This window comes from Actinoallomurus sp. CA-150999 (genome assembly GCF_050942425.1).
GTDB lineage: Bacteria > Actinomycetota > Actinomycetes > Streptosporangiales > Streptosporangiaceae > Actinoallomurus.
On record NZ_CP192063.1, the window covers coordinates 222572 to 241911 of the forward strand.

Sequence of the window (19340 nt, forward strand, 5' to 3'; positions counted from 1 at the left end):
CGGAAGGTCAGACCTTTGCCGCGATGTCCGTACGGTAGTGCGCGCCGCGTAGGCGGATCCGGTCCGCGGCGGTGTACGCCGCCGCGCGGGCGGCGGCGATGTCGGGACCGCTGCCGACGACGTTCAGCACCCGCCCGCCGGCCGAGACCGGCAGCCCCTCGTGCAGCTTGGTGCCGGCGTGCAGGACGTACGCGCCCTCGACCGCCTCGGCCTCTTCGACGCCGGCGATGGGGTCGCCGGTGGCGGGCTTGCCGGGGTAGTTCTCCGCCGCGATCACGACGGTGACCGCCGCGCCCGGCCGCCACTCCAGCGCCGGCGCGGAGCCCAGCCCCCCGACGGCGCAGGCCTGCAGCAGCCCGGCCAGCGGAGTGGCCAGCCGGTCGAGCACGACCTGGGTCTCCGGGTCGCCGAACCGGGCGTTGAACTCGATCACCCGGACGCCCTTCGACGTCAGCGCGAGCCCGGCGTACAGCACGCCGGTGTACGGCGTCTCGCGGCGGCGCAGCTCGTCCACCGTCGGCTGGACGACCGTGCGCACGACCTCGTCGACCAGGTCCGCGGGGGCCCAGGGCAGCGGGGTGTAGGCCCCCATGCCGCCGGTGTTCGGCCCCTTGTCGCCGTCGTGGGCGCGCTTGAAGTCCTGGGCCGGCAGCAGCGGCACGACGGTGGTGCCGTCGGTCAGCGCGAACAGCGAGACCTCGGGCCCGTCGAGGTACTCCTCGATGACGACGCGCTCGCACTCGTCGGCGTGCCGCTCGGCCGCCGCGCGGTCCTCGGTGACGACGACGCCCTTGCCGGCGGCCAGGCCGTCGTCCTTCACCACGTACGGCGGGCCGAACGCGTCCAGCGCCTCGCGGACCTCGCGGGCGCTCTCGCAGACGTGAGCGTCGGCGGTCGGGACGCCGGCCGCCTGCATGATCTCCTTGGCGAACGCCTTGGAACCCTCGATCCGCGCGGCCGCGGCGTCCGGGCCGAAGCACAGGAACCCGGCCCGGCGCAGGGCGTCACCGACACCCGCGACCAGCGGCGCCTCCGGCCCGATCACGACGAGCTGCGCCATGAGGCGTTGCGCGAGCTCGACCACGGCGACCGGATCGGTCGGATCCAGGACATGGTTGTCCGCGAGCGCGGCGGTGCCGGCGTTGCCGGGCGCGCAGTGCAGCGCGGTGACGTCAGGGTCGCGGGAAAGGGAGCGGACCAGCGCGTGTTCGCGCCCGCCCGAGCCGAGAACGAGGACTCGCACGTCGCAAAGCCTATCCAGATCTCCGGTTTCCAAGCTGGTGAGGGAAGCACGGACGGCCGTCCCGCGTTGACCTGACCAGACGGTGATCGCAGTGACTTCTGAAAGATTCTGGGAAACCGGTAAACCGCCCGCCGCGGTCGGGCGTCCTTAATTCCCGGTGTACCTTCAGAGCTCCGAGCTCTGAGCGCCGACGAACCTAAGGAGGTGGTTGGAATGAGCCCTGGCGATCCTTGCAGTAACGCCGAGCCTCCTCACAGTCCGACCATCTCTACTCGGCGTCCGGCCGCCTCCGGCGCGCGCTCCCCGCTCTGATCCCGGGTTGACGCGCGCTGCCGCGCGTGGGGCCGGTGCTGGGGAAGGAGTTCCCCCATGGCCATGACCAGGGTTCGCCCCGGACGCGCCACCCGCGTCCTGTTCAAGCCGCTCGCCCGTCCCGGCCGTATCGCTGCCGGTGAGTCGATCAACCAGCGGTCCGCGCTCATCGACTGGGCCGCGTACGTCGACGGGAAGCGTGTCGACACCGAGAGCCTCGCCGACGCCGTCGAGCTCGTCCGGGGCCCCGAGGACGAAGGCGGCGAGCCGCGGGGCGACTTCGTCTGGGTGGGGCTGCACGAGCCCGACGCCGAAGAGCTGGAGCGGCTGGCGGAGGTGTTCGGCCTGCACCCCCTCGCCGTCGAGGACGCCGTCCACGCGCACCAGCGGCCCAAGCTGGAGCGCTACGACGACGTGCAGTTCGTCGTCATGAAGACCATCGGGTACGTCGAGCGCGGCGGCACGGAGACCGTGCACACCGGCGAGATCATGATCTTCTGCGGGCCCGACTTCGTCGTCACCGTGCGGCACGGTGCGCACGGCGAGCTCGCGCCGGTCCGCCGCCGCCTCGAGAAGACACCGGAGCGTCTCGCGCTCGGTCCCGCCGCGGTCCTGCACGCGATCATCGACCGGGTCGTGGACGACTACATCTCCGTCGGCGACGCCGTCCAGCAGGACATCGACGAGGTCGAGGAGAACGTCTTCTCCGCCGACGCCACCAACCAGGCCGAGCGCATCTACCGGTTGAAGCGCGAGGTCATCCAGCTCAAGCGGGCCGTCGGTCCCCTCGCCGGCCCGGTGCGCAACCTGGCCGCCCGCCGCTTCGTGCCGACCGAGATCCGGGAGTACTTCCGCGACGTCGACGACCACCTCGCCCGCGTGCGCGAGCAGGTCGAGTCCTGCGACGAGCTGCTCACGCCGATCCTCCAGGCGCACCTCACCCAGGTGACCGTCACCGACAACCACGACATGCGCAAGATCTCCGCCTGGGCGGCGATCCTGGCCATGCCGACGGCGATCACCGGCGTGTACGGCATGAACTTCAAGTTCATGCCGGAGCTGCACTGGAAGTACGGCTACCTGCTCGCCCTCAGCGTCATCGTCGGCTCCTGTTTCGTCCTCTATCGGGGCTTTCGCCGCAATGGCTGGCTCTGAGGGTCAGCGAGCACACCTTCGCCGAACTCTTCTCCGCCGGCCGGGCCTCTACCGGGTCCTGGAACGCCAGAGGATCACTGTGTCCTCATCCACCCGGGTAGGGCAGTGACGTGCTGCCCCACGTCTACCGAGTCACCAAGTACGACCCCGCCGACCGCGATGAGGACGGCGGATATACCGGCGCGGAGGAAGCGGTCAGCGACCATGGACCGGTCGAAGCCGCCTACCTGGAGGCGGTGGCCGCCTTCGCCGAAGACACCGGCGTCCATGAGCTGACCGTACGAGAGCCGCAGGTCACCGCCTTCGCTCACTTCGGCCGGGAGCCGGCCGTCGAAGGCCACGGCCTGGCCGGGCTCTTCCCGCCCGACCTCACCGGTTTCCATGACGGCACGCACGTGCCGGTGTCCGTCGGCCTCGAACTGGTCCGGGCGATGCTCCGCGACAACGGTGTCTGGTGCCGCCTCGAGGTAGAGAACGTGTTCGCCGTACACGTCGGGTGGGACCAGTACGTCTACGTCGGCAGCAGCGAGCCCTGTGAAGGGGCGTTGGACCGGACCCGGGCATTGGGGCTGTTCCCCGAACGGATCGACGCCTCCCCCTACGACGCGGATCTCGATGACGAGCCCGGCGAACAGCGGCCCGCCGACGACACCTTCTGGGCTCGGCTGCGCTGGTTCATCGCCACGCAGCAGGCCGTCATCTTGGAAGAGGGCTACCTCCACAACGCGTCCCGCTGGCACCGCCTCACCGGCGACACCGTCGACGCGGTACGCGCCCGGCTCACCCCTCGTGCTCAACTCACCGTCTGGCCGGACCTGTCCACCGACGTCGACGAGATACTGGCCGTTCTCTCCGACAAGGACCTGATCGAACTCGTCTGGGAGAACGAAGACGGACAGATCACCAGCACGATCGCCGACGAGAGCCACTTCGCCGAACTGGCCCCGCGGATCGCCGGCGCACGTGCCGCCACCGTGCTTTCTCTGTACGCCGACGAACGCCACCCCCTCTTCACCGCCGTCCTACCCGACGGCGACGGCGTCCTGCGTGCCCGGTGGAGAACCGAGCCGACCCCGAGCGACCACGAATGGGCCTTCTTGAAGACCCTTCGCCAAGGCCAGATCTGTACCGGCATTGTCAGCGAGATCGCCGGCTTCGGGGTGACGTTCGTCGACATCGGCGGCTGCACCGCAATGATCAACGTTCCCGAACTGTCCTGGCGGTCCGTCGATCATCCTTCCGAGATCCTCACCGTTGGCCAGGAGATCACCGCACAGATCCTCGACGTCGACATGGTGCGCGAACGTGTGACACTGTCCCTCAAGGCGCTGCAAGAGGATCCGATGCGGCCGTCAGGGCCGAGTGGTTGACCGCCCCAGCACCGTACGGAGCCGGTCGGGGTAGTCGGTCACGATCGCGTCCACGCCGAACGCGATGTGCCGCGCCATCTCGACCGGGTCGTTGACCGTCCACGGAACGACGCGCAGGTTCAGGGCGTGCGCCGCCGCGACCAGTTCCGGGGTGACCATGACCCGCTTCGGGGAGATCATGGTCGCCCCGGCATCGGCCGCGGCGGCGGTCAGGCCACCTGCCGGATTCCGCCCGGCCAGCCACGACGCGTCGAGCGTGTCCGGCTCGACCAGCGCGACCCGCTGCCCGCCGGGCAGCAGCTCGCCCGCCACCGCCAGCACCCGCCAGTCGAACGCCAGCAGCCGCGACCGCTCCGTCAGCCCGTACGACTCCAGCACCTTCACCGCCGCGACCGTGATGGCCTCGACGTCCGGCCAGGACGGATCGGTCTTGATCTCCACCGCCAGCCGTACGTCGTGCGGGGCGACCAGCTCGCACACCTCCGCCAGCGTCGGCACCTCGGCGCCGGGGATCGGCGTCTGCGTCGCCGCGAACCGCTTGTTCTGGATCCCCGCGTCGAGCGTCTTGATCTGCGCGAGCGTCAGCTCCCCGATCGGCCGGCCGACGTACGGGAACATCGGGTCACGCGGCCGGTACGGCCCCCGGTCCCGTACGACCCCGGCGTTCAGCGACTGGTCGTGATGGAGCACCGGGACGCCGTCCGCGGTGAGCGCGACGTCCAGCTCCAGCACGTCGACGCCCAGCTCGAGCGTTCTCGCGAACCCCGGAAGGGTGTTCTCCGGCCACAGTCCCCGCGCTCCGCGGTGTCCCTGGATCTCCACCCGCCACAGCGTACGAGGCCGTGTCGGCGCCTTCGTGCCTCGGGTGGAGAAGGCTCGGTGAACACGCGAACCAGGAGGCAATCTGCGGCATTCGCCCGATCTGCGATGGCATTCACCGAGCATTCCGTACGACCCCGGCTCCCCCGGTCATGGGGCGGCGAGGGCCTCGGTGGGGGAGAGCCGGGCCGCGCGGATCGCCGGGTACAGACCGGCGATCCCGCCGATGACCAGCGTGGCGCCGACCCCGCCGGCCATCGCCCACGGCGGTACCACCGTCGGCCAGCCCTGCGACACCGCGAAGACCGCGGTGACGAGGATGCCGAGCGTCACGCCGCCCACGCCGCCGAGCACGGCCAGCAACTGCGACTCGGTGAGGAACTGCGCCCTGATCTGACCCCGCGTCGCGCCCAGGGAACGCCGCAGGCCGATCTCGGCACGACGCTCCAGGACCGAGATCACCATCGTGTTCGCCACCCCGACCCCGCCGACCAGGAGAGCCACCGCGCCCAGCCCCAGCAGGAGCCCGGTGAACGCCTTGTCGCTGGCGTTCTGGGCGGCGAGCGCGTCCGACGGACGGCTGACCTCCACCTCGGTCGGCGCGCTCGGGTTGGCGGTGGCCGCGAGCAGGTCCCGTACGTGCTCGACCGACTCCTTCTTGGCCCGCGTGTAGACCGTCGTGGGGTGGCCGTCGAAGCCGAGCCGGGAGACGGCCGCGTCCCAGCCGACCAGCGCGGCGGAGTTCAGCTCCGGCGTGAGCTGCGCCGGCTCCAGGATGCCGACGACCGTGAACCACTGCGAGCCGAGCCAGACCTGGACGCCCGGCTGCGCGACGCCGACCGCGTCCGCCGCGTCCGAGCCCAGCACGACGGCCGGGTACCGGCTCGTGGCCGCGTTGAGCCAGGTCCCGGCGGCCATCCGCAGACCCGCCGTACGGGGCAGGTCGAGGCGGGCCGCCAGGACGCCGATGCCGCCGGTCTCCCCCGCGTCGATGTGATCGTTGCGGTAGACGTTCGTGTTGGAGATCTTGCCCGTCGCCGAGGCGGAGATCACGTCGGTCATCCGGCCGATCATCGCGACCGACTCCTTGGGGAGCTCCGCGTTGGAGCCGAACAGGTCCTTGCCGGGCGCCACGGTCAGCATGTTGGTGCCCAGCCGGTCCAGCGTGGCCTGGAGCTGGGCCCGGCTGGAGGCCGAGATGCCGACCACGCCGATCATCGCGGCGATGCCGATCGCGATGCCCAGGGCGGACAGGAACACCCGCATCGGGCGGGCGCGCAGCCCGGCCGCGCCGACCCGCACCACGTCCCTGGGCCCCAGCCTGGCCGGCTGATCACCACCCGCCGATCGGCCGCCCTCCGGTTGCGCAGGCCGACCATCGTCCGTTGCCGCGGATGGGCCGCCGTACGGGCCCGCATGCCGACCGCTGTTCGTAGGTTGCCGGTCGTGCGCCGTGGCGGATGGGTCGCCGCCCGTCTCTGCGGATGGATCGGCCGGCCGTCCTTCGTCCGCCCGCGCCCGGCCGTCGCCGTGCGGGCCCGCGGGTCGGCCGTCCGCTCCCGCCGGTCGGCTGTCGTACGGGCCCACCGGTCGGCCGCCGTCCGCCCCCGCGGGTCGGCCGCCGTTCGCTTCCGCCGGGGCGTCGCCGTACGTTTCGGGCGGCTGCGGGTCGTCTCGTCTGCGCCTCATCGTGCGGCCTCCGCTCGTGCGTCGTCCTGGACGACCCGGCCGTCGCGCATCCCGATCTGGCGGGGCAGCGTCGCGGCGATGTCGCGGTCATGCGTGATCACGATGACCGTGGTGCCGCCGTCGGCCAGCTCCCGGAGCAGGTCGATCACCCCGGCGCCGGAGGCGGTGTCCAGCGCGCCGGTCGGCTCGTCGGCCAGCAGCATCGCGGGTTCACCGATCACCGCGCGGGCGATCGCCACGCGCTGCTTCTCACCGCCGGACAGCTGGTGCGGCCGGTGGCCGAGCCGGTGGGCCAGGCCGACCCGCTCGAGGGCCAGGCGCGCACGGCGGCGGCGTTCGGCCGGGGGAACGCCGGCGTACAGCAGGCCGTCGGCGACATTGTCCAGCGCGCTGACCCCGGCGGCGAGGTGGAACTGCTGGAAGACGAACCCGATCCGCCGGGCGCGCAGCGCCGAGAGCCGCCGGTCCGGCAGGGAGGACACATCGCGGCCCTCGATGCGCACCGTGCCGCCGCTGGGCCGGTCCAGCGTGCCGATGAGGTGCAGCAACGTCGACTTGCCGGAGCCGGACGGGCCGACGATCGCGGCGAGTTCACCGGCCTCGACCGTCAGCGTCACCCCGTCCAGCGCCGTGACGTCGCCCGGGTACTCCTTGCGCACGTCCCGGAGTTCCACGACGGGCCCCACCACGGGCCCGCTCACTTCGGAACCCCCACGCTCATGCCCTCGGCCAGGCCGGAACCGGAGATCTCCACCTTGCCCTCGGTGAACGCACCGGTCTCCACGGGGACGGTACGGACGTGCCCGCCTTCGACGACCTGGACGCCGTAACCGCCGTCGGCCTGGGCGAGCAGCGCCTCGATCGGCACGGCGAGGACGTTCGCGTGCCGTTCGCTGGTCAGGTAGACCTCCACCGGCGCCTTGTCGAAGGAGCCCAGCGCCCCCTGGTCGTCGACGGTGACGGTCACCGCGACGGTGGTGGGGTTGTCGCCGTGCCCGGCCGTGGCGACCTTGCCGACCGTGGTGATCCGGCCCTTGGTGGTGCCGCCGCCGGGCAGTTCGATCGATACCTTGGCGCCCTTCTTGGCGAGCCGCTGGTACTGCACGTCGAGGTCGATGCTCACCTCCCGGCTGGTGCCGGTGTAGGTGAGCACGGGGCCGCTCGGCCGGTCACCGACCTGCGCCTTCCGCTCGGCGACCCGGATCTCCCCGGACGCGACCAGCACGGATCCGGGTGCGATCCGGCCCGTCTGGTCGAGGCCGAGGTCCTTCTGCCAGCGTTTCACCGCGTCGGCGGTGGCGGCGGTGTAGGTCTTGTCGACGGTGAAGCCGGTGTAGCCCAGGGCCTGGAGGTTCTGCTCGAACTGCAGGACGTCCCGGCCCTTGGTGCCGTCGGAGAGGGTCCGGTAGATCGGCAGCGACCCGTACAGCAGCGGCACCGGGTGGTCGTCCACCCGGTAGGCGGGCCGGCCGCGGGACACCACCGTGCCGGGTGCGGCCAGCCACGTCAGGACGCCGCGACCGCCCGCGCCGGCCGCCGTGCGCGTCGTGCCGTAGCCGAGTGTGCCGTCCACCTTCTGGGTCTCCACCAGGGTGGTCCGTTCGATCCGCGCGGTCGCGGGCGGGAGGGTGCTGCGCCCGGTGGGCGTGCCGCCCCCGCCGCCCAGGCCGGCCGCCGCCAGGCCGGCGACGCCGACCAGGAGCACGCCGACGCCGCTCAGGATGGCGGCGCGGGCCCTGCTCAATTCGTGCTCCGCGTGAGGGCCCGGCTGCCGCCGGGCCGATAGCTCGCGCAGGCCTTGTCGGCGTCCTTGAACGCCTGGCCGTCCGGGTTCACGTCACCGCCGCCGACGTTGTTGCTCTTCCCGCCGCCGCTCTTGACCACGATGCCGCCGTCGGGGTTCGGGTCGGGCATGTTGACGCCGTGCTGGCGCATGCACTTCGCGTAGGCGCGCATCTTCGCCAGCTCCTCCGGCTTGGGTTTGATCGGTTTGCCGCCGTTCGGCATCAGGTGGCCGCACTTGGCCTGGGCGGCCTTCATCGCCTTTTCGTTCATTTCGACCTTGTCGCTGCCGCCGTTCTTGGGGCCCGCGGCCCGAATCCGGACACCACCGTTTCCGTCGGTCTCCGGGTCGGCCATGTTCACGCCGTTGGCGCGCATGCACTTGGCGTAGGCGCGCATCTTCTGCACGTCACTGGCCGCACTCGCATTGGCGCCGGCCTTCTTGTGACCGGCCCCGCAGGCCGACAGCCCGAGGGTGAGCGTGGGCGCCAGGATGAGCGCCGCGACCGCCGTTCGTCGCATCAGTCGTCTCCTCGTCGACTCCGCCGGGCGGACCCCGGCGGACTGCGAGGAGTCAAATCACCGGCCGATAACCCGGGCGTAACCGGTTCTGGTTACGCCGGCGTTATGCCTGATGCCGCACGCTGTGCCGGAACGGTCGCCGAACGACGCATGGACGGGGAACGGTGCGCGTACTCATCGCCGAGGACGAGCGGATGCTCGCCGACTCGATCGCCGAGGGGCTGCGGGCTGAGGCCCTGGCCGTCGACGTGGCCTATGACGGGGACGCCGCGCTCGAACTCCTCGGCGTCAACGACTACGACGTGTTCGTCCTCGACCGCGACCTGCCGGTCGTGCACGGCGACGACGTCTGCCGCGCGGTCGTGGAGTCCGGGGCGGACGTCCGGGTGCTGATGCTCACCGCCGCCGCCACCGTACGAGCGCGGGTCGAGGGACTCGGGATCGGCGCCGACGACTACCTGATCAAGCCGTTCGCGTTCGAGGAACTGGTGGCCCGGATCCACGCGCTCGGCCGGCGGGCGCGGCCGGCCGACCCGCCGACCCTGGAGCGCGCCGGGATCCGGCTCGACCCCGCCCGCCGGGAGGCCTACCGGGACGGCCGCTACGTCCACCTGGCGCGCAAGGAGTTCGGTCTCCTGGCCGAGCTGCTGCGCGCGGACGGCACGGTCGTCTCGGCGGAACGGCTCCTGGAGAAGGTGTGGGACGAGCACACCGACCCGTTCACCAACACCGTACGGGTGACGCTCATGAAGCTCCGCCGCAAGCTCGGCGACCCACCCGTCATCGAGACCGTCCCGGGAGTGGGGTACCGCATCAAATGACGACGCTCGTCCGGAGGCCACAGCCCACCATCCGTGCCCGGCTCACCCTGCTGTACGGCGGGCTGTTCCTGGTCGGCGGCATCGTGCTGCTGACGCTGACCTACTTCCTCGTCGAGAACAGCATCCAGCACCGGGCCGCGAACGTCACCGCCGTCCAGGTCGGCGGCGCCGCTACCAACACCACCGAGTTGGTTCCGGTGAATCCGTCCAGTGGCGAGGCCGTCCCGGGCGTGCCGATGCCCGACAAGGTGTACACGGCCAGGCAGGCTCAGGGCATGCTCGTGAAGGCGAAGGAGGCGTCGTCCCGGCAAATGCTCAACTCGCTGCTGACCCAGGGCGCCATCGCGCTCGCCGCCGTGGGCGCGGCAGCCCTCGGACTCGGCTGGATGTTCGCCGGCCGGGCGCTGCGCCCCATCCACAAGATCACCGAGACCGCCCGGCGGGTGGCGCACAGCCGTAATCTCACCGAGCGGATCGCCTACGCCGGGCCGCGCGACGACGTGAAGGAACTGGCCGACACGTTCGACACCATGCTGGAGCGGCTCGCCCGCGCCTTCGAGGGGCAGCGGCGGTTCGTCGACAACGCCTCCCACGAGCTGCGCACGCCCCTGGCCATCAACCGGACCCTCATCGACGTCGCCGTACGCCGCCCCGACGCGAGCCCGGACGTGAAGCGGCTGGGCGAGTCGCTGCTCGTCGTCGGCGACCGGCACGAGCGGCTCATCGAAGGGCTGCTCACCCTTGCCGGCAGCGAGAACACCGTCGTCGACACCGCACCGCTCGACCTCGCCGACGTGGCCGGGCACGTCCTGGACCAGGCCAAGACCGAGCTGGAGAACCGGGGCCTGACCGTGCACCGCGCCCTCGGTCGCGCGCCGACCGAGGGCGACCCGGTCCTGGTGGAACGCATCGTCCAGAACCTGGTCGAGAACGCGATCCGGTACAACGTCGACGGCGGCGAGGTGCGGCTGGCCACCCGCCGACACGAGGGCGGCACCGAACTGGTCGTCGTGAACACCGGCCCGGTGATCCCCGCGTACGAGGTGGAGACGCTGTTCGAGCCGTTCCGGCGCCTCCGGAGCGACCGGGTGCGCTCCGACCGGGGTACCGGATTGGGCCTGTCGATCGTCCGAGCCATCGCGACCGCCCACCGCGGCGCCGTGACCGCCGCCCCCCGGGCGGGCGGCGGCCTCGCGGTGACGGTCCGGCTCCCGTCACTCAGGTGAGGTGGGTCATTCGCCGTGCCACCAGCGGCTCAGCGGGTTCCGTCGGCGTACGGGTGCGGCGGAGGGGCGCGGAGCGGGCGCGTGCGGGCCCCGGGCGGGTGCGGGCGAAGAGGGATCCGATGCCGGTGCGGGCGCGGGGCTTCCCTGCCGCGGTCCATGCGCGGGAGCACCCTGCCAGGCTGCCTGGACCGGGTCGGCGGCGGAACCGGCCGACGGCGCCTGGACGGCCGGGAACCGTACGGGCAGGGCCTTCAGCGCCCGCTGCGCGAAGCCCGGTCGCCATTCCAGCTGGTCGGCGGGGACGGCCAGCTCCATGTCCGGCAGTGCGTCGAGCAGTTTCTCCATGGCGACCGAGGCGATCAGGCGCGCCTGCCCCTGAACCGGGCACGTATGCGGGCCCGCGCCCCAGGCCAGGTGGGCGCGGTTGCCCGCCCGGTTCGCGGACGCGGTCGACGGATCGGTGTTGGCGGCGGCGAACCCGATGACGACGGGCTGGTCCGCCGGCAGTCGCACTCCGTGGAAGTCGAGGTCCTGGACCGGGTAGCTGATCGCCCAGTTGGCGATCGGCGGGTCGGTCCACAGCACCTCGTCCAGAGCGTCCGCGACGGGAAGGCTGCCGCCCGACAGGTCACCGGCGAACCGGTCGTCGGACAGCAGCAGCCGCAGGCCGTTGGCGATGAGGTTCTGCTCCGGCTCGGTGGCGAGGCCGACGAGCAGCGCGATCTGCTCGACCAGTTCCTCGTCGGTCAGCCGGGCCGGGTGCTCGACCAGCCACGTGGCCAGGTCCTCGGCGGGCCGCGCGCGCTTGAGCGCGACCAGCTCGGCGACGGCCTCCACCAGCATCTGGTTGTTCTTGGCCGTCTCGACGTTCTCGACGAGTCCCTGCATGCCGACGGCGATGCGGTCGCCGATCTCCGCCGGGCAGCCCAGCACCTCGTTGACCACCAGGAGCGGCAGGACCAGCGCGTACTCGGCGCGCAGATCGGCCGAGCCCTTCGTCGAGAATCGCCGGATGAGCAGCTCAGCGTGGCGTTCGACGGATTCGCGCAGCATGCTCAGGTCGATCCGGGACATGCCGTCGGAGATCGCCGCGCGCAGCCGGGAGTGGGCGGCGCCATCGGACAGATTGCAGGCCGGCCGGTACATCATGAACGGCACGACCGGGGAGTCCGGCGGAGCCGTCTGCTGCCAGCGGCGGGCGTCCTTGGGGAACGTGCCGGGGTCGCGCAGCACCTCCAGGGCGGCGTCGTACGAGATGACCAGGGACGCCGGGACGCCCGGGGCCAGCTCGACGGGCGCGACCGGCCCGTACCGGCGCAATGCCTCGTACATCCGGGCGGGCCGGGCCGCGAACTCGGGGCCGTACAGCGGTGCCCGGCCGTCGTGTGCGGGGCACCCCGGACCCGGTGTGGAGGAGCCCGTGATCTCGGGCGTGAGGTTGTCGGACATCAGGAATCCTCCTCGCCTACTGCCGTCCGCTCATTTGCCGTGCCACCAGCGGGCCAGGGCGCCGCGCCGGCGTTCCGGAACCGCCACGGGCCCCGGGGCCGGAACGGGGTCATTCGCCGCCGCGGCCGGTGTGGTGTTTCCCCGCTGGGCGGGGTCGCCCTCCCAGACGGCCGCGGCAGGCGGCGGGGGCGGCGGCGCTTGGGTGGGCGGGAATCGTACGGGCAGGGCCGTGAGCGCCCGCTGTGCGAAGCCGGGCCGCCATTCCAGCTGCCCGGCGGGGACGGCCAGCTCCATGTCCGGCAGTGCGTCGAGCAGCTTCTCCATGGCGACGGAGGCGATCAGCCGCGCTTGGCCCTGGACGGGGCAGGTGTGCGGGCCCGCGCCCCAGGCCAGGTGGGCACGGTTGCCCGCCCGGTTCGCGGACGCGGTCGACGGATCGGTGTTGGCGGCGGCGAACCCGATGACGACCGGCTGGTCGGCCGGCAGCCGTACGCCCCGGAACTCGACGTCCTCCACGGGGTAGCTGATCGCCCAGTTGGCGATCGGCGGGTCGGTCCACAGCACCTCGTCGAGCGCGTCGGCGACGGGGAGGCTGCCGCCGGACAGGTCACCGGCGAACCGTTTGTCGGACAGCAGCAGCCGCAGGCCGTTGGCGATGAGGTTCTGCTCCGGCTCGGTGGCGAGCCCGATCAGCGGGATGAACTGCTCGGTCACCTCTTCGTCGGTCAGCCGGGCCGGGTGGTCGAGTATCCAGGTGGTCAGGTCGTTGGCGGGCCGCGCGCGCTTGAGCGCGACCAGCTCACCGATGGCCTCCAGCAGGATCCGGTTGCTCTTCGCCGTGTCGACGTTCTCGACGAAACCCTGCATCGCGACGACGATGCGGTCGCCGATCTCCGGAGGGCAGCCCAACACTTCGTTGACCACCAGCAGGGGCACGACCAGCGCGTACTCGGCGCGCAGGTCGGCCGCGCCGCGCCCGGCGAATCGCCGGATGAGCGTCTCGGAGTGGCGTTCGACGGACGCGCGCAGCGTGTTCAGGTCGATGCGGGACAGGCTGTCGGAGACCGCCGCGCGCAGCCGGGCGTGCTCGGCGCCGTCGGTCTTGTTGCAGGCCGGCCGGTACTTCATGAACGGCACGACCGGCGAGTCCGGCGAGACGGTCCGCTCCCATCGGCGGGCGTCCTTGGGGAACCTCTCAGGGTCGCGCAGCACCGCGAGGGCGGCGTCGTACGAGATGATCAGGGACGCCGGGATGCCCGGGGCCAGCTCGACAGGGGCGACCGGGCCGTGGCGGCGCAGGGCGTCGTACACCCGCGCCGGATTCGCCGCGAACTCCGGCCCGTACAGCGGCGTCCGACCGGTGTGGACGGGGCAGCCCGACGCCGCGGCGTCAGAGGTCATCGGGGGTGTTCTTCTCGACGTCGATGAGGTACTCGACGAGCGAGATCAGCGCGCGCGTGGAGGACGCCTGATCGCGAGCGTCGCAGGTGATGAGCGGTGTGGAGGGCAGCAGGTCGAGGGCTTCGCGGAGCTCTTCCTCCGGGAAGGTCGGCGCGCCGTCGAACTGGTTGATCGCGACGGCGTACCGGAGCTTCTGCTCCTCGAGGAACCCCATGATGTCGAAGGACTGCTCGAGCCGCCGGGTGTCGGCCAGCACGAGCGCGCCGAGGGCCCCGCGCGACAGGTCGTGCCACAGCTGTGTGAACCGGTGCTGTCCCGGCGTCCCGAACAGGTAGAGCACGAGGTCGTCGCTCAGCGTCAGCCGGCCGAAGTCCATGGCGACGGTGGTCGTCTCCTTGTCCGGTACCCCGGCAAGGTCGTCGATCAGGGCGCCGGCCTGCGTCATCCGCTCCTCGGTGCGCAGCGGCCGGATCTCCGAGAGCGTGCCGACGTACGTGGTCTTGCCGACGGCGAAATGACCGACGATCAGCAGCTTGACCGAGGTCCGTACGGTGTCGCGCACATAGGTGCCGTCAGAGACGAGCGCGGAGTCCATCGAGCACCTCCTGAAGCACTCGGGTCGGGGGTTGGCCGGTGTCCGGCACGGACGCCCGGGTCACGATGTGGCCGCTGTCGACCAGGTCCGACAGCAGGACCTTGGTGACGCTGACGGGAAGGGAGAGGTGGCCGGCGACCTCCGCCACCGAGAGGGCCCCGCCCCGGCACAGCTCCATGACCCGCCTCTTCTCGGGGCTGAGGCCGACGACCTCGGAGCGCGCCGCCATCACCAGCGTGACCAGGTCGAAGATGTTCCGGGTCGGACGGGCACGCCCGCCGGTCACCACGTGCGGCCGGACCAGCGCGCGTTCACGGCGGGGCGCGCTCATAGCGACGCGCCCGGGGTCTGCCTCGGCGGGGCGGACAACTCCTTGCCCAGGCGTTGGACGAGTTCCTGGAGGCGGAACGAGATCGCCTCCATGTCGACGTTCTCCGTCGTGGAGACCGCGAGGTACGCGCCGGGGCCCGCGGCGACGAGGAAGACGTATCCGCCGTCGAACTCGCTGACGGTCTGGCGCCAGGTGGTGCGCGGGTCGCCGCAGAACTCCGCCGAGCTGCGGGCCAGTGACTGCAGCCCGGACATCCCGGCGGCGTGGCGTTCGGCGTCGTCGCGGCCGATGCGGTCGGAGTAGGCCATCAGGAGGCCGTCGGCGGACAGCAGGATCGCGTGCCGCGTCTCCGGCATCTTCAGGGCATCGTCGAGCATCCAGCCGAGCTTGTTGTTCGGATCCTTGGTCATTCGGCGACATTCCCTTCGGAGTCGGGAGAAACGATGGAACGACCGGCGCGGGTCCCCCGCTGCCACGCGCCCATCCCGGCGGCGGTCTCGCGCGCCGGCCGGGTGGAGGAGGCCGGCGCCCCGACGGAGGGGAGCGGCTGCTCGCCGGTGCCGTTCCCGGTGGCGGTGACGCGTCGGCGTTTCGGCAGACCGTGGGCTGTCGTCGTCTTCTCCTCCCGTGCGGGTGGCGACACCGGACTCCTCGGGGTCGGCGGGGCGGCGGGCGCCTCGATCGGCTCGGGCCGCGGTTCGGCGTGTACGGGCGTGGGGCCGGTGGCGACCTGGGTGAGCAGTTCGCTCGGGAGGAACAGCACGGCGCGCACCCCGCCGTACGGGGAGCGGCTGTCGACCGCGACCCGGAAGCCGTACCGCGCGGCGAGCACGCCGATCACGGCGAACCCGACCTGGGGCGGGTCGCCGAGCCGGTTGATGTCCACGGACTCGCGGCCCGACAGGAGCCGCTCGGCCCGCTGCAGTTCCTCCGGGTCCATGGCGACGCCGGCGTCGTCGATCACGATGGCGACGCCGTTGTGCGTCTGCCGGAGGTTGATCTCCACCGTGGTGTTCGGCTGGGAGTGCCGGGCGGCGTTGTCCAGGAGCTCGGCGACGGCCAGGACGACCGGCTCGACGGCGCGGCTGACGACCGCGATGTTGACCTGCGGCGGGACCTGGACGCGGAGGTAGTCGCGGATGCGGGAGGTCGCCCCGCGGACGACGTCGATCAGCGAGGCGGCGGACCGCTGCTGGCCCGGCCAGGATCCGCAGAGCACCGCGGTGGCCTGGGCGCGGCGCCCGAGCTGGGCGTTCATGTGGTCGATCTTCATGAGGCCCTCGAGCACGTCCGGGTCGTCGTGCCGGTCCTGCATGGTGGAGATGGCGAGCTGCTGCTCGTTGCCGAGGCTCTGCACCGCGCGCATCATCGCCTTCAGCGTCGCCTTCGCCGACTGGTCGGCGCGTTCCTTCGCGCGCTCGGCGTGTTCGGCGAAGATCCTCAGGATCGCCCGGATGCCTTGTTCGGCGCTCGTCTCGGCGAAGCTCGGATTGCGCGGGCCGGGCACCTCGACCGGCTTGCCGTACAGAGACTCCACCAAGGCCGGGACGCGAACCGTGACGAGGTGGCGCAGCTCCTCATCGCGGACGCGCGCCGTCTCCTCAAGCTCGTTGGCCCGTCGGCGAAACCGGGCGGTGATCTGCTGCTGCCGGATCAGCAGGACCACGGCGACCAGGAGCCCGGCCGCCAGGCACACGAACGCGACCGCCGTCATGTATCGCTCCATTTGCACCTCGGGGCGAGAATGCCGCATTACAGGACAGAACTCATGCAGATCGCAAAGCTACAGCCCGTGATCTTCTTGTGCCAGCGCGATACGAAAAAAGACCATGCCGGTGAACACTCGGTCACAGACGACTCAGCGGCCCCGGGACACCAGGGCCGCCGAGTCGGTGGATCAGACCAGGGAGCGCAGCTGGAGCGTCTGGTCGCGGCCCGGGCCGACGCCGATCGCGCTGATCTGGGCGCCCGACATCTCCTCCAGCGCCCGGACGTAGTCCTGCGCCTTCTTCGGGAGATCCTCGAACGTCTTGCACTCGGAGATGTCCTCCTGCCAGCCGTCGAGCTCCTCATAGATCGGCTTGGCGTGGTGGAACCCGGTCTGCGTCATCGGCAGCTCGTCGCAGCGCTCGCCGTCGACCTCGTACGCCACGCAGACCGGAACCTTCTCCAGGCCGGACAGCACGTCGAGCTTGGTCAGGAAGTAGTCGGTGACGCCGTTCACCCGCGTGGCGTACCGGGCGATCACCGCGTCGAACCAGCCGCAGCGGCGGTTGCGGCCCGTCGTGACGCCGTACTCGTGGCCGGTGGTGCGCAGCCAGTCGCCCGTCTCGTCGAGCAGCTCGGTCGGGAACGGCCCCGAGCCCACGCGCGTCGTGTAGGCCTTCAAGATGCCGATCACCTTGGTGATCCGGGTCGGGCCGACGCCGGAGCCCGCGCACGCCCCGCCCGAGGTCGGGCTGGAGGACGTGACGAAGGGGTACGTGCCGTGGTCGACGTCCAGCAGCGTGCCCTGGGCGCCCTCGAGCAGGACCAGCTTGTCCTGCTCGAGCGCCTTGTTGACCACGAGGGCGGTGTCGGCGATGTGCGGGCGCAGCCGCTCGCCGTACGCGATGTACTCGTCGATGATCGGGTCGATCTCGATCGCGCGCCGGTTGTAGACCTTGGCGAGGATCTGGTTCTTGTCGCGCAGCGCGAGGTCGAGCTTCTGCCGCAGGATGCCGGGGTCGAGCAGGTCCTGCACGCGGATGCCCATCCGCGCGATCTTGTCGCCGTACGCCGGGCCGATGCCGCGGCCGGTGGTGCCGATCCGCGCCTTGCCGAGGTACCGCTCGCTCACCTTGTCCAGGGCCTTGTGGTGGGGCATGATCAGGTGCGCGTTGGCCGAGATCAGCAGCCGATCGCAGTTCACCCCCCGCGCCTGAAGGCCGTCGATCTCCTCCAGCAGCACGCCGGGGTCGATGACCACGCCGTTGCCGATCACGGGTACGACGTCCGGGGAGAGCACCCCTGACGGAAGCAGATGCAACGCGTAGGACTGGTCGCCGATGACGACCGTGTGCCCCGCGTTGTTGCCGCCCTGGTACCGGACGACATAGTCGACATCGCCGCCGAGAATATCGGTGGCCTTGCCTTTGCCTTCGTCACCCCACTGGGCGCCGACGAGCACGATGGCCGGCATAGGAGCTCTCTCCCCTGGCATCGACGAAGCCCCTGGCGCAAGCAGCAGCGACAGGGGCTCTTGCGATCAGAGAGTACCCGCCGGATGACCGCGAGGAAAACGGCAGGAGCCGGTCAAGTGGCCAGGACCTCGGCGGCCGTTGGGCTGGAGTCCCGCAGGAAAGTTCGGCAGCGCTCGGCCTCGTCGTCCTCGCCGATCGCGGCGGCCGCGCGGCCGAGGGCGTGCAGGGCGCGCAGGAATCCGCGGTTCGGCGCGTGCTCCCACGGTATCGGGCCATGGCCCTTCCACCCCGCGCGGCGGAGCTGGTCGAGGCCACGGTGGTAGCCCGTACGCGCGTAGGCGTAGCTCTCGATCACATCGCCCTTCCCGAACGCGCGGTCGGCGAGCTCGGCCCAGGCGGCCGGATGCGCCGGGAAGCGCGCGGCGACCTCGAACGGGTCGACGCCGGCCTCCAGGGACTGTCGGGCTTCTTCGTTGTCCGGCAGCTCGGTCGGGGCCGGCCCGCCGAGAAGGTTCTGTGGCTCCATGGGGTCATCCTGCCCAATTCGGCGGCGATCTCCTATTGCGGAGGGCGGGAAAGTTCGGTGTTTTCACGGCGCGTAGCGTGGCGCGCATGACCGAAATCACGTTCACCATCGGTGAGGACCTGACCGTAAATCGCCTCGGGTTCGGCGCCATGCGGATCACCGGGCCCGGCATCTGGGGGCCGCCGGCCGACCGCGACGAGGCCGTCCGCGTGCTGCGCCGTGCCGTCGAGCTCGGGGTGGACTTCATCGACACCGCCGACTCGTACGGGCCGTACGTGTCGGAGGAGCTGATCCACGAGGCGCTGCACCCGTACGACGGCGTGACGATCGCCACGAAGGCCGGGCTGGTCCGAACGGGACCGAACGAATGGCATCCGGTGGGCCGGCCGAAGTACCTCCGCCAGGAGGTGATGATGAGCCTGAGCCGGCTCGGCCTGGACCGGATCGACCTGTTCCAGCTGCACCGCATCGACCCGGAGGTGCCGCTCGACGACCAGCTCGGGGAGCTGCGCGACCTGCGGGACGAGGGGAAGATCCGGCACATCGGGCTGTCCGAGGTCAGCGTCGAGGAGATCGAGAAGGCCCGGCAGATCGTTCCGATCGCCACCGTCCAGAACCTCTACAACCTGACGAACCGGCAGTCCGAGGACGTCCTCGACTACTGCGAACGGGAGAACATCGGCTTCATCCCGTGGTTCCCGCTCGCTGTGGGAGACCTCGCCAAGCCAGGCAGCCACCTCGACGAGATCGCCCACGAGCTGGACGCGACGCCGTCGCAGGTCGCGCTGGCGTGGCTGCTCCGGCGCTCGCCGGTCATCCTGCCGATCCCCGGCACCGGCTCGGTGGCGCACCTGGAGGAGAACATGGGCGGCGCGAACCTCACCCTGACCGACGAGCAGTTCGCCGCGCTCTCCTAA

The 19340-nt window shown here is 71.3% G+C and carries 19 protein-coding genes; 5 read left to right on the top strand and 14 right to left on the bottom strand.

Annotation, left to right across the window (positions count from 1 at the left end; genetic code table 11):
* Positions 1-7: 7 nt before the first annotated feature.
* Positions 8-1243, bottom strand: a complete 1236-nt coding sequence (purD, locus tag ACQP2O_RS01170) for a phosphoribosylamine--glycine ligase (protein ID WP_433179261.1) — start codon at positions 1241-1243, stop codon at positions 8-10.
* Positions 1244-1612: 369 nt separating this feature from the next.
* Between purD and corA the strand changes: the two genes are divergently transcribed.
* Together corA and ACQP2O_RS01180 are read left to right on the top strand one after the other, a co-directional pair.
* Positions 1613-2710, top strand: coding sequence for a magnesium/cobalt transporter CorA (gene corA / locus ACQP2O_RS01175; RefSeq protein WP_433179262.1), 1098 nt, complete (start codon positions 1613-1615; stop codon positions 2708-2710).
* Between the two features lie 110 nt (positions 2711-2820).
* Positions 2821-4080: a S1 RNA-binding domain-containing protein gene (locus tag ACQP2O_RS01180; RefSeq protein ID WP_433179263.1), complete on the top strand. Its 1260-nt coding sequence runs from the start codon at positions 2821-2823 to the stop codon at positions 4078-4080.
* Here ACQP2O_RS01180 and ACQP2O_RS01185 read toward each other — a convergent pair.
* From ACQP2O_RS01185 to ACQP2O_RS01205, 5 genes are all read right to left on the bottom strand, one after another.
* Positions 4063-4902, bottom strand: coding sequence for a glycerophosphodiester phosphodiesterase family protein (locus ACQP2O_RS01185; protein WP_433179264.1), 840 nt, complete (start codon positions 4900-4902; stop codon positions 4063-4065). The two genes, ACQP2O_RS01180 and ACQP2O_RS01185, sit on opposite strands and share 18 nt — an antisense overlap.
* 147 nt (positions 4903-5049) lie before the next feature.
* Entirely contained in the window at positions 5050-6204 is a 1155-nt protein-coding gene (locus ACQP2O_RS01190) for an ABC transporter permease (RefSeq protein WP_433179265.1), read from the bottom strand.
* A 380-nt stretch (positions 6205-6584) separates the two neighbouring features.
* Complete coding sequence (locus ACQP2O_RS01195; protein WP_433179266.1) at positions 6585-7289, bottom strand: ABC transporter ATP-binding protein; 705 nt, start codon at positions 7287-7289, stop codon at positions 6585-6587.
* Positions 7286-8332: a peptidoglycan-binding protein gene (locus ACQP2O_RS01200; protein WP_433179267.1), complete on the bottom strand. Its 1047-nt coding sequence runs from the start codon at positions 8330-8332 to the stop codon at positions 7286-7288. The genes ACQP2O_RS01195 and ACQP2O_RS01200 overlap by 4 nt, the downstream gene beginning before the upstream one ends.
* Positions 8329-8892 (bottom strand): hypothetical protein, encoded by a 564-nt coding sequence (locus ACQP2O_RS01205; RefSeq protein WP_433179268.1) that lies wholly within the window; start codon positions 8890-8892, stop codon positions 8329-8331. The genes ACQP2O_RS01200 and ACQP2O_RS01205 overlap by 4 nt, the downstream gene beginning before the upstream one ends.
* A gap of 164 nt (positions 8893-9056) precedes the next feature.
* Between ACQP2O_RS01205 and ACQP2O_RS01210 the strand changes: the two genes are divergently transcribed.
* The gene (locus tag ACQP2O_RS01210) at positions 9057-9713 is read left to right on the top strand and encodes a response regulator transcription factor (protein ID WP_433179269.1); all 657 of its coding nucleotides are present in this window, start codon (positions 9057-9059) and stop codon (positions 9711-9713) included.
* Positions 9710-10939 carry a sensor histidine kinase gene (locus tag ACQP2O_RS01215; RefSeq protein WP_433179270.1) on the top strand — a complete coding sequence of 410 codons (1230 nt, stop codon included), beginning with the start codon at positions 9710-9712 and terminating at the stop codon, positions 10937-10939. The genes ACQP2O_RS01210 and ACQP2O_RS01215 overlap by 4 nt, the downstream gene beginning before the upstream one ends.
* 6 nt (positions 10940-10945) lie before the next feature.
* Here the strand turns inward: ACQP2O_RS01215 and ACQP2O_RS01220 are convergent, their stop codons facing one another.
* From ACQP2O_RS01220 to ACQP2O_RS01255, 8 genes are all read right to left on the bottom strand, one after another.
* Complete coding sequence (locus tag ACQP2O_RS01220; RefSeq protein ID WP_433179271.1) at positions 10946-12388, bottom strand: cytochrome P450; 1443 nt, start codon at positions 12386-12388, stop codon at positions 10946-10948.
* 30 nt (positions 12389-12418) lie between these two features.
* Positions 12419-13789 (bottom strand): cytochrome P450, encoded by a 1371-nt coding sequence (locus ACQP2O_RS01225; RefSeq protein ID WP_433179272.1) that lies wholly within the window; start codon positions 13787-13789, stop codon positions 12419-12421.
* The gene (locus ACQP2O_RS01230) at positions 13779-14384 is read right to left on the bottom strand and encodes a GTP-binding protein (RefSeq protein ID WP_433179273.1); all 606 of its coding nucleotides are present in this window, start codon (positions 14382-14384) and stop codon (positions 13779-13781) included. The genes ACQP2O_RS01225 and ACQP2O_RS01230 overlap by 11 nt, the downstream gene beginning before the upstream one ends.
* Positions 14362-14715 (bottom strand): DUF742 domain-containing protein, encoded by a 354-nt coding sequence (locus ACQP2O_RS01235; RefSeq protein WP_433179274.1) that lies wholly within the window; start codon positions 14713-14715, stop codon positions 14362-14364. Before ACQP2O_RS01235 ends, ACQP2O_RS01230 begins: the two co-directional genes overlap by 23 nt.
* The gene (locus tag ACQP2O_RS01240) at positions 14712-15125 is read right to left on the bottom strand and encodes a roadblock/LC7 domain-containing protein (RefSeq protein WP_360901100.1); all 414 of its coding nucleotides are present in this window, start codon (positions 15123-15125) and stop codon (positions 14712-14714) included. Before ACQP2O_RS01240 ends, ACQP2O_RS01235 begins: the two co-directional genes overlap by 4 nt.
* Positions 15122-16429 (bottom strand): ATP-binding protein, encoded by a 1308-nt coding sequence (locus ACQP2O_RS01245; protein WP_433179275.1) that lies wholly within the window; start codon positions 16427-16429, stop codon positions 15122-15124. The genes ACQP2O_RS01240 and ACQP2O_RS01245 overlap by 4 nt, the downstream gene beginning before the upstream one ends.
* Positions 16430-16612: 183 nt before the next feature.
* On the bottom strand, positions 16613-17896 hold the full coding sequence (locus tag ACQP2O_RS01250; protein WP_433179276.1) for an adenylosuccinate synthase: 1284 nt from the start codon (positions 17894-17896) through the stop codon (positions 16613-16615).
* A gap of 113 nt (positions 17897-18009) precedes the next feature.
* Positions 18010-18423, bottom strand: coding sequence for a DUF3151 domain-containing protein (locus ACQP2O_RS01255; protein WP_433179277.1), 414 nt, complete (start codon positions 18421-18423; stop codon positions 18010-18012).
* An 86-nt stretch (positions 18424-18509) separates the two neighbouring features.
* Between ACQP2O_RS01255 and ACQP2O_RS01260 the strand changes: the two genes are divergently transcribed.
* Positions 18510-19340, top strand: a complete 831-nt coding sequence (locus ACQP2O_RS01260; protein ID WP_433179278.1) for an aldo/keto reductase — start codon at positions 18510-18512, stop codon at positions 19338-19340.

Bases quoted from the DNA above. Each gene is read 5' to 3' on its own strand.
- corA (WP_433179262.1), top strand. From the start codon at position 1,613: ATGGCCATGACCAGGGTTCGCCCCGGACGCGCCACCCGCGTCCTGTTC.
- ACQP2O_RS01205 (WP_433179268.1), bottom strand. From the start codon at position 8,892: ATGCGACGAACGGCGGTCGCGGCGCTCATCCTGGCGCCCACGCTCACC.
- ACQP2O_RS01215 (WP_433179270.1), top strand. From the start codon at position 9,710: ATGACGACGCTCGTCCGGAGGCCACAGCCCACCATCCGTGCCCGGCTC.
- ACQP2O_RS01220 (WP_433179271.1), bottom strand. From the start codon at position 12,388: ATGTCCGACAACCTCACGCCCGAGATCACGGGCTCCTCCACACCGGGT.
- ACQP2O_RS01225 (WP_433179272.1), bottom strand. From the start codon at position 13,789: ATGACCTCTGACGCCGCGGCGTCGGGCTGCCCCGTCCACACCGGTCGG.
- ACQP2O_RS01230 (WP_433179273.1), bottom strand. From the start codon at position 14,384: ATGGACTCCGCGCTCGTCTCTGACGGCACCTATGTGCGCGACACCGTA.
- ACQP2O_RS01235 (WP_433179274.1), bottom strand. From the start codon at position 14,715: ATGAGCGCGCCCCGCCGTGAACGCGCGCTGGTCCGGCCGCACGTGGTG.
- ACQP2O_RS01240 (WP_360901100.1), bottom strand. From the start codon at position 15,125: ATGACCAAGGATCCGAACAACAAGCTCGGCTGGATGCTCGACGATGCC.
- ACQP2O_RS01245 (WP_433179275.1), bottom strand. From the start codon at position 16,429: ATGACGGCGGTCGCGTTCGTGTGCCTGGCGGCCGGGCTCCTGGTCGCC.
- ACQP2O_RS01250 (WP_433179276.1), bottom strand. From the start codon at position 17,896: ATGCCGGCCATCGTGCTCGTCGGCGCCCAGTGGGGTGACGAAGGCAAA.
- ACQP2O_RS01255 (WP_433179277.1), bottom strand. From the start codon at position 18,423: ATGGAGCCACAGAACCTTCTCGGCGGGCCGGCCCCGACCGAGCTGCCG.
- ACQP2O_RS01260 (WP_433179278.1), top strand. From the start codon at position 18,510: ATGACCGAAATCACGTTCACCATCGGTGAGGACCTGACCGTAAATCGC.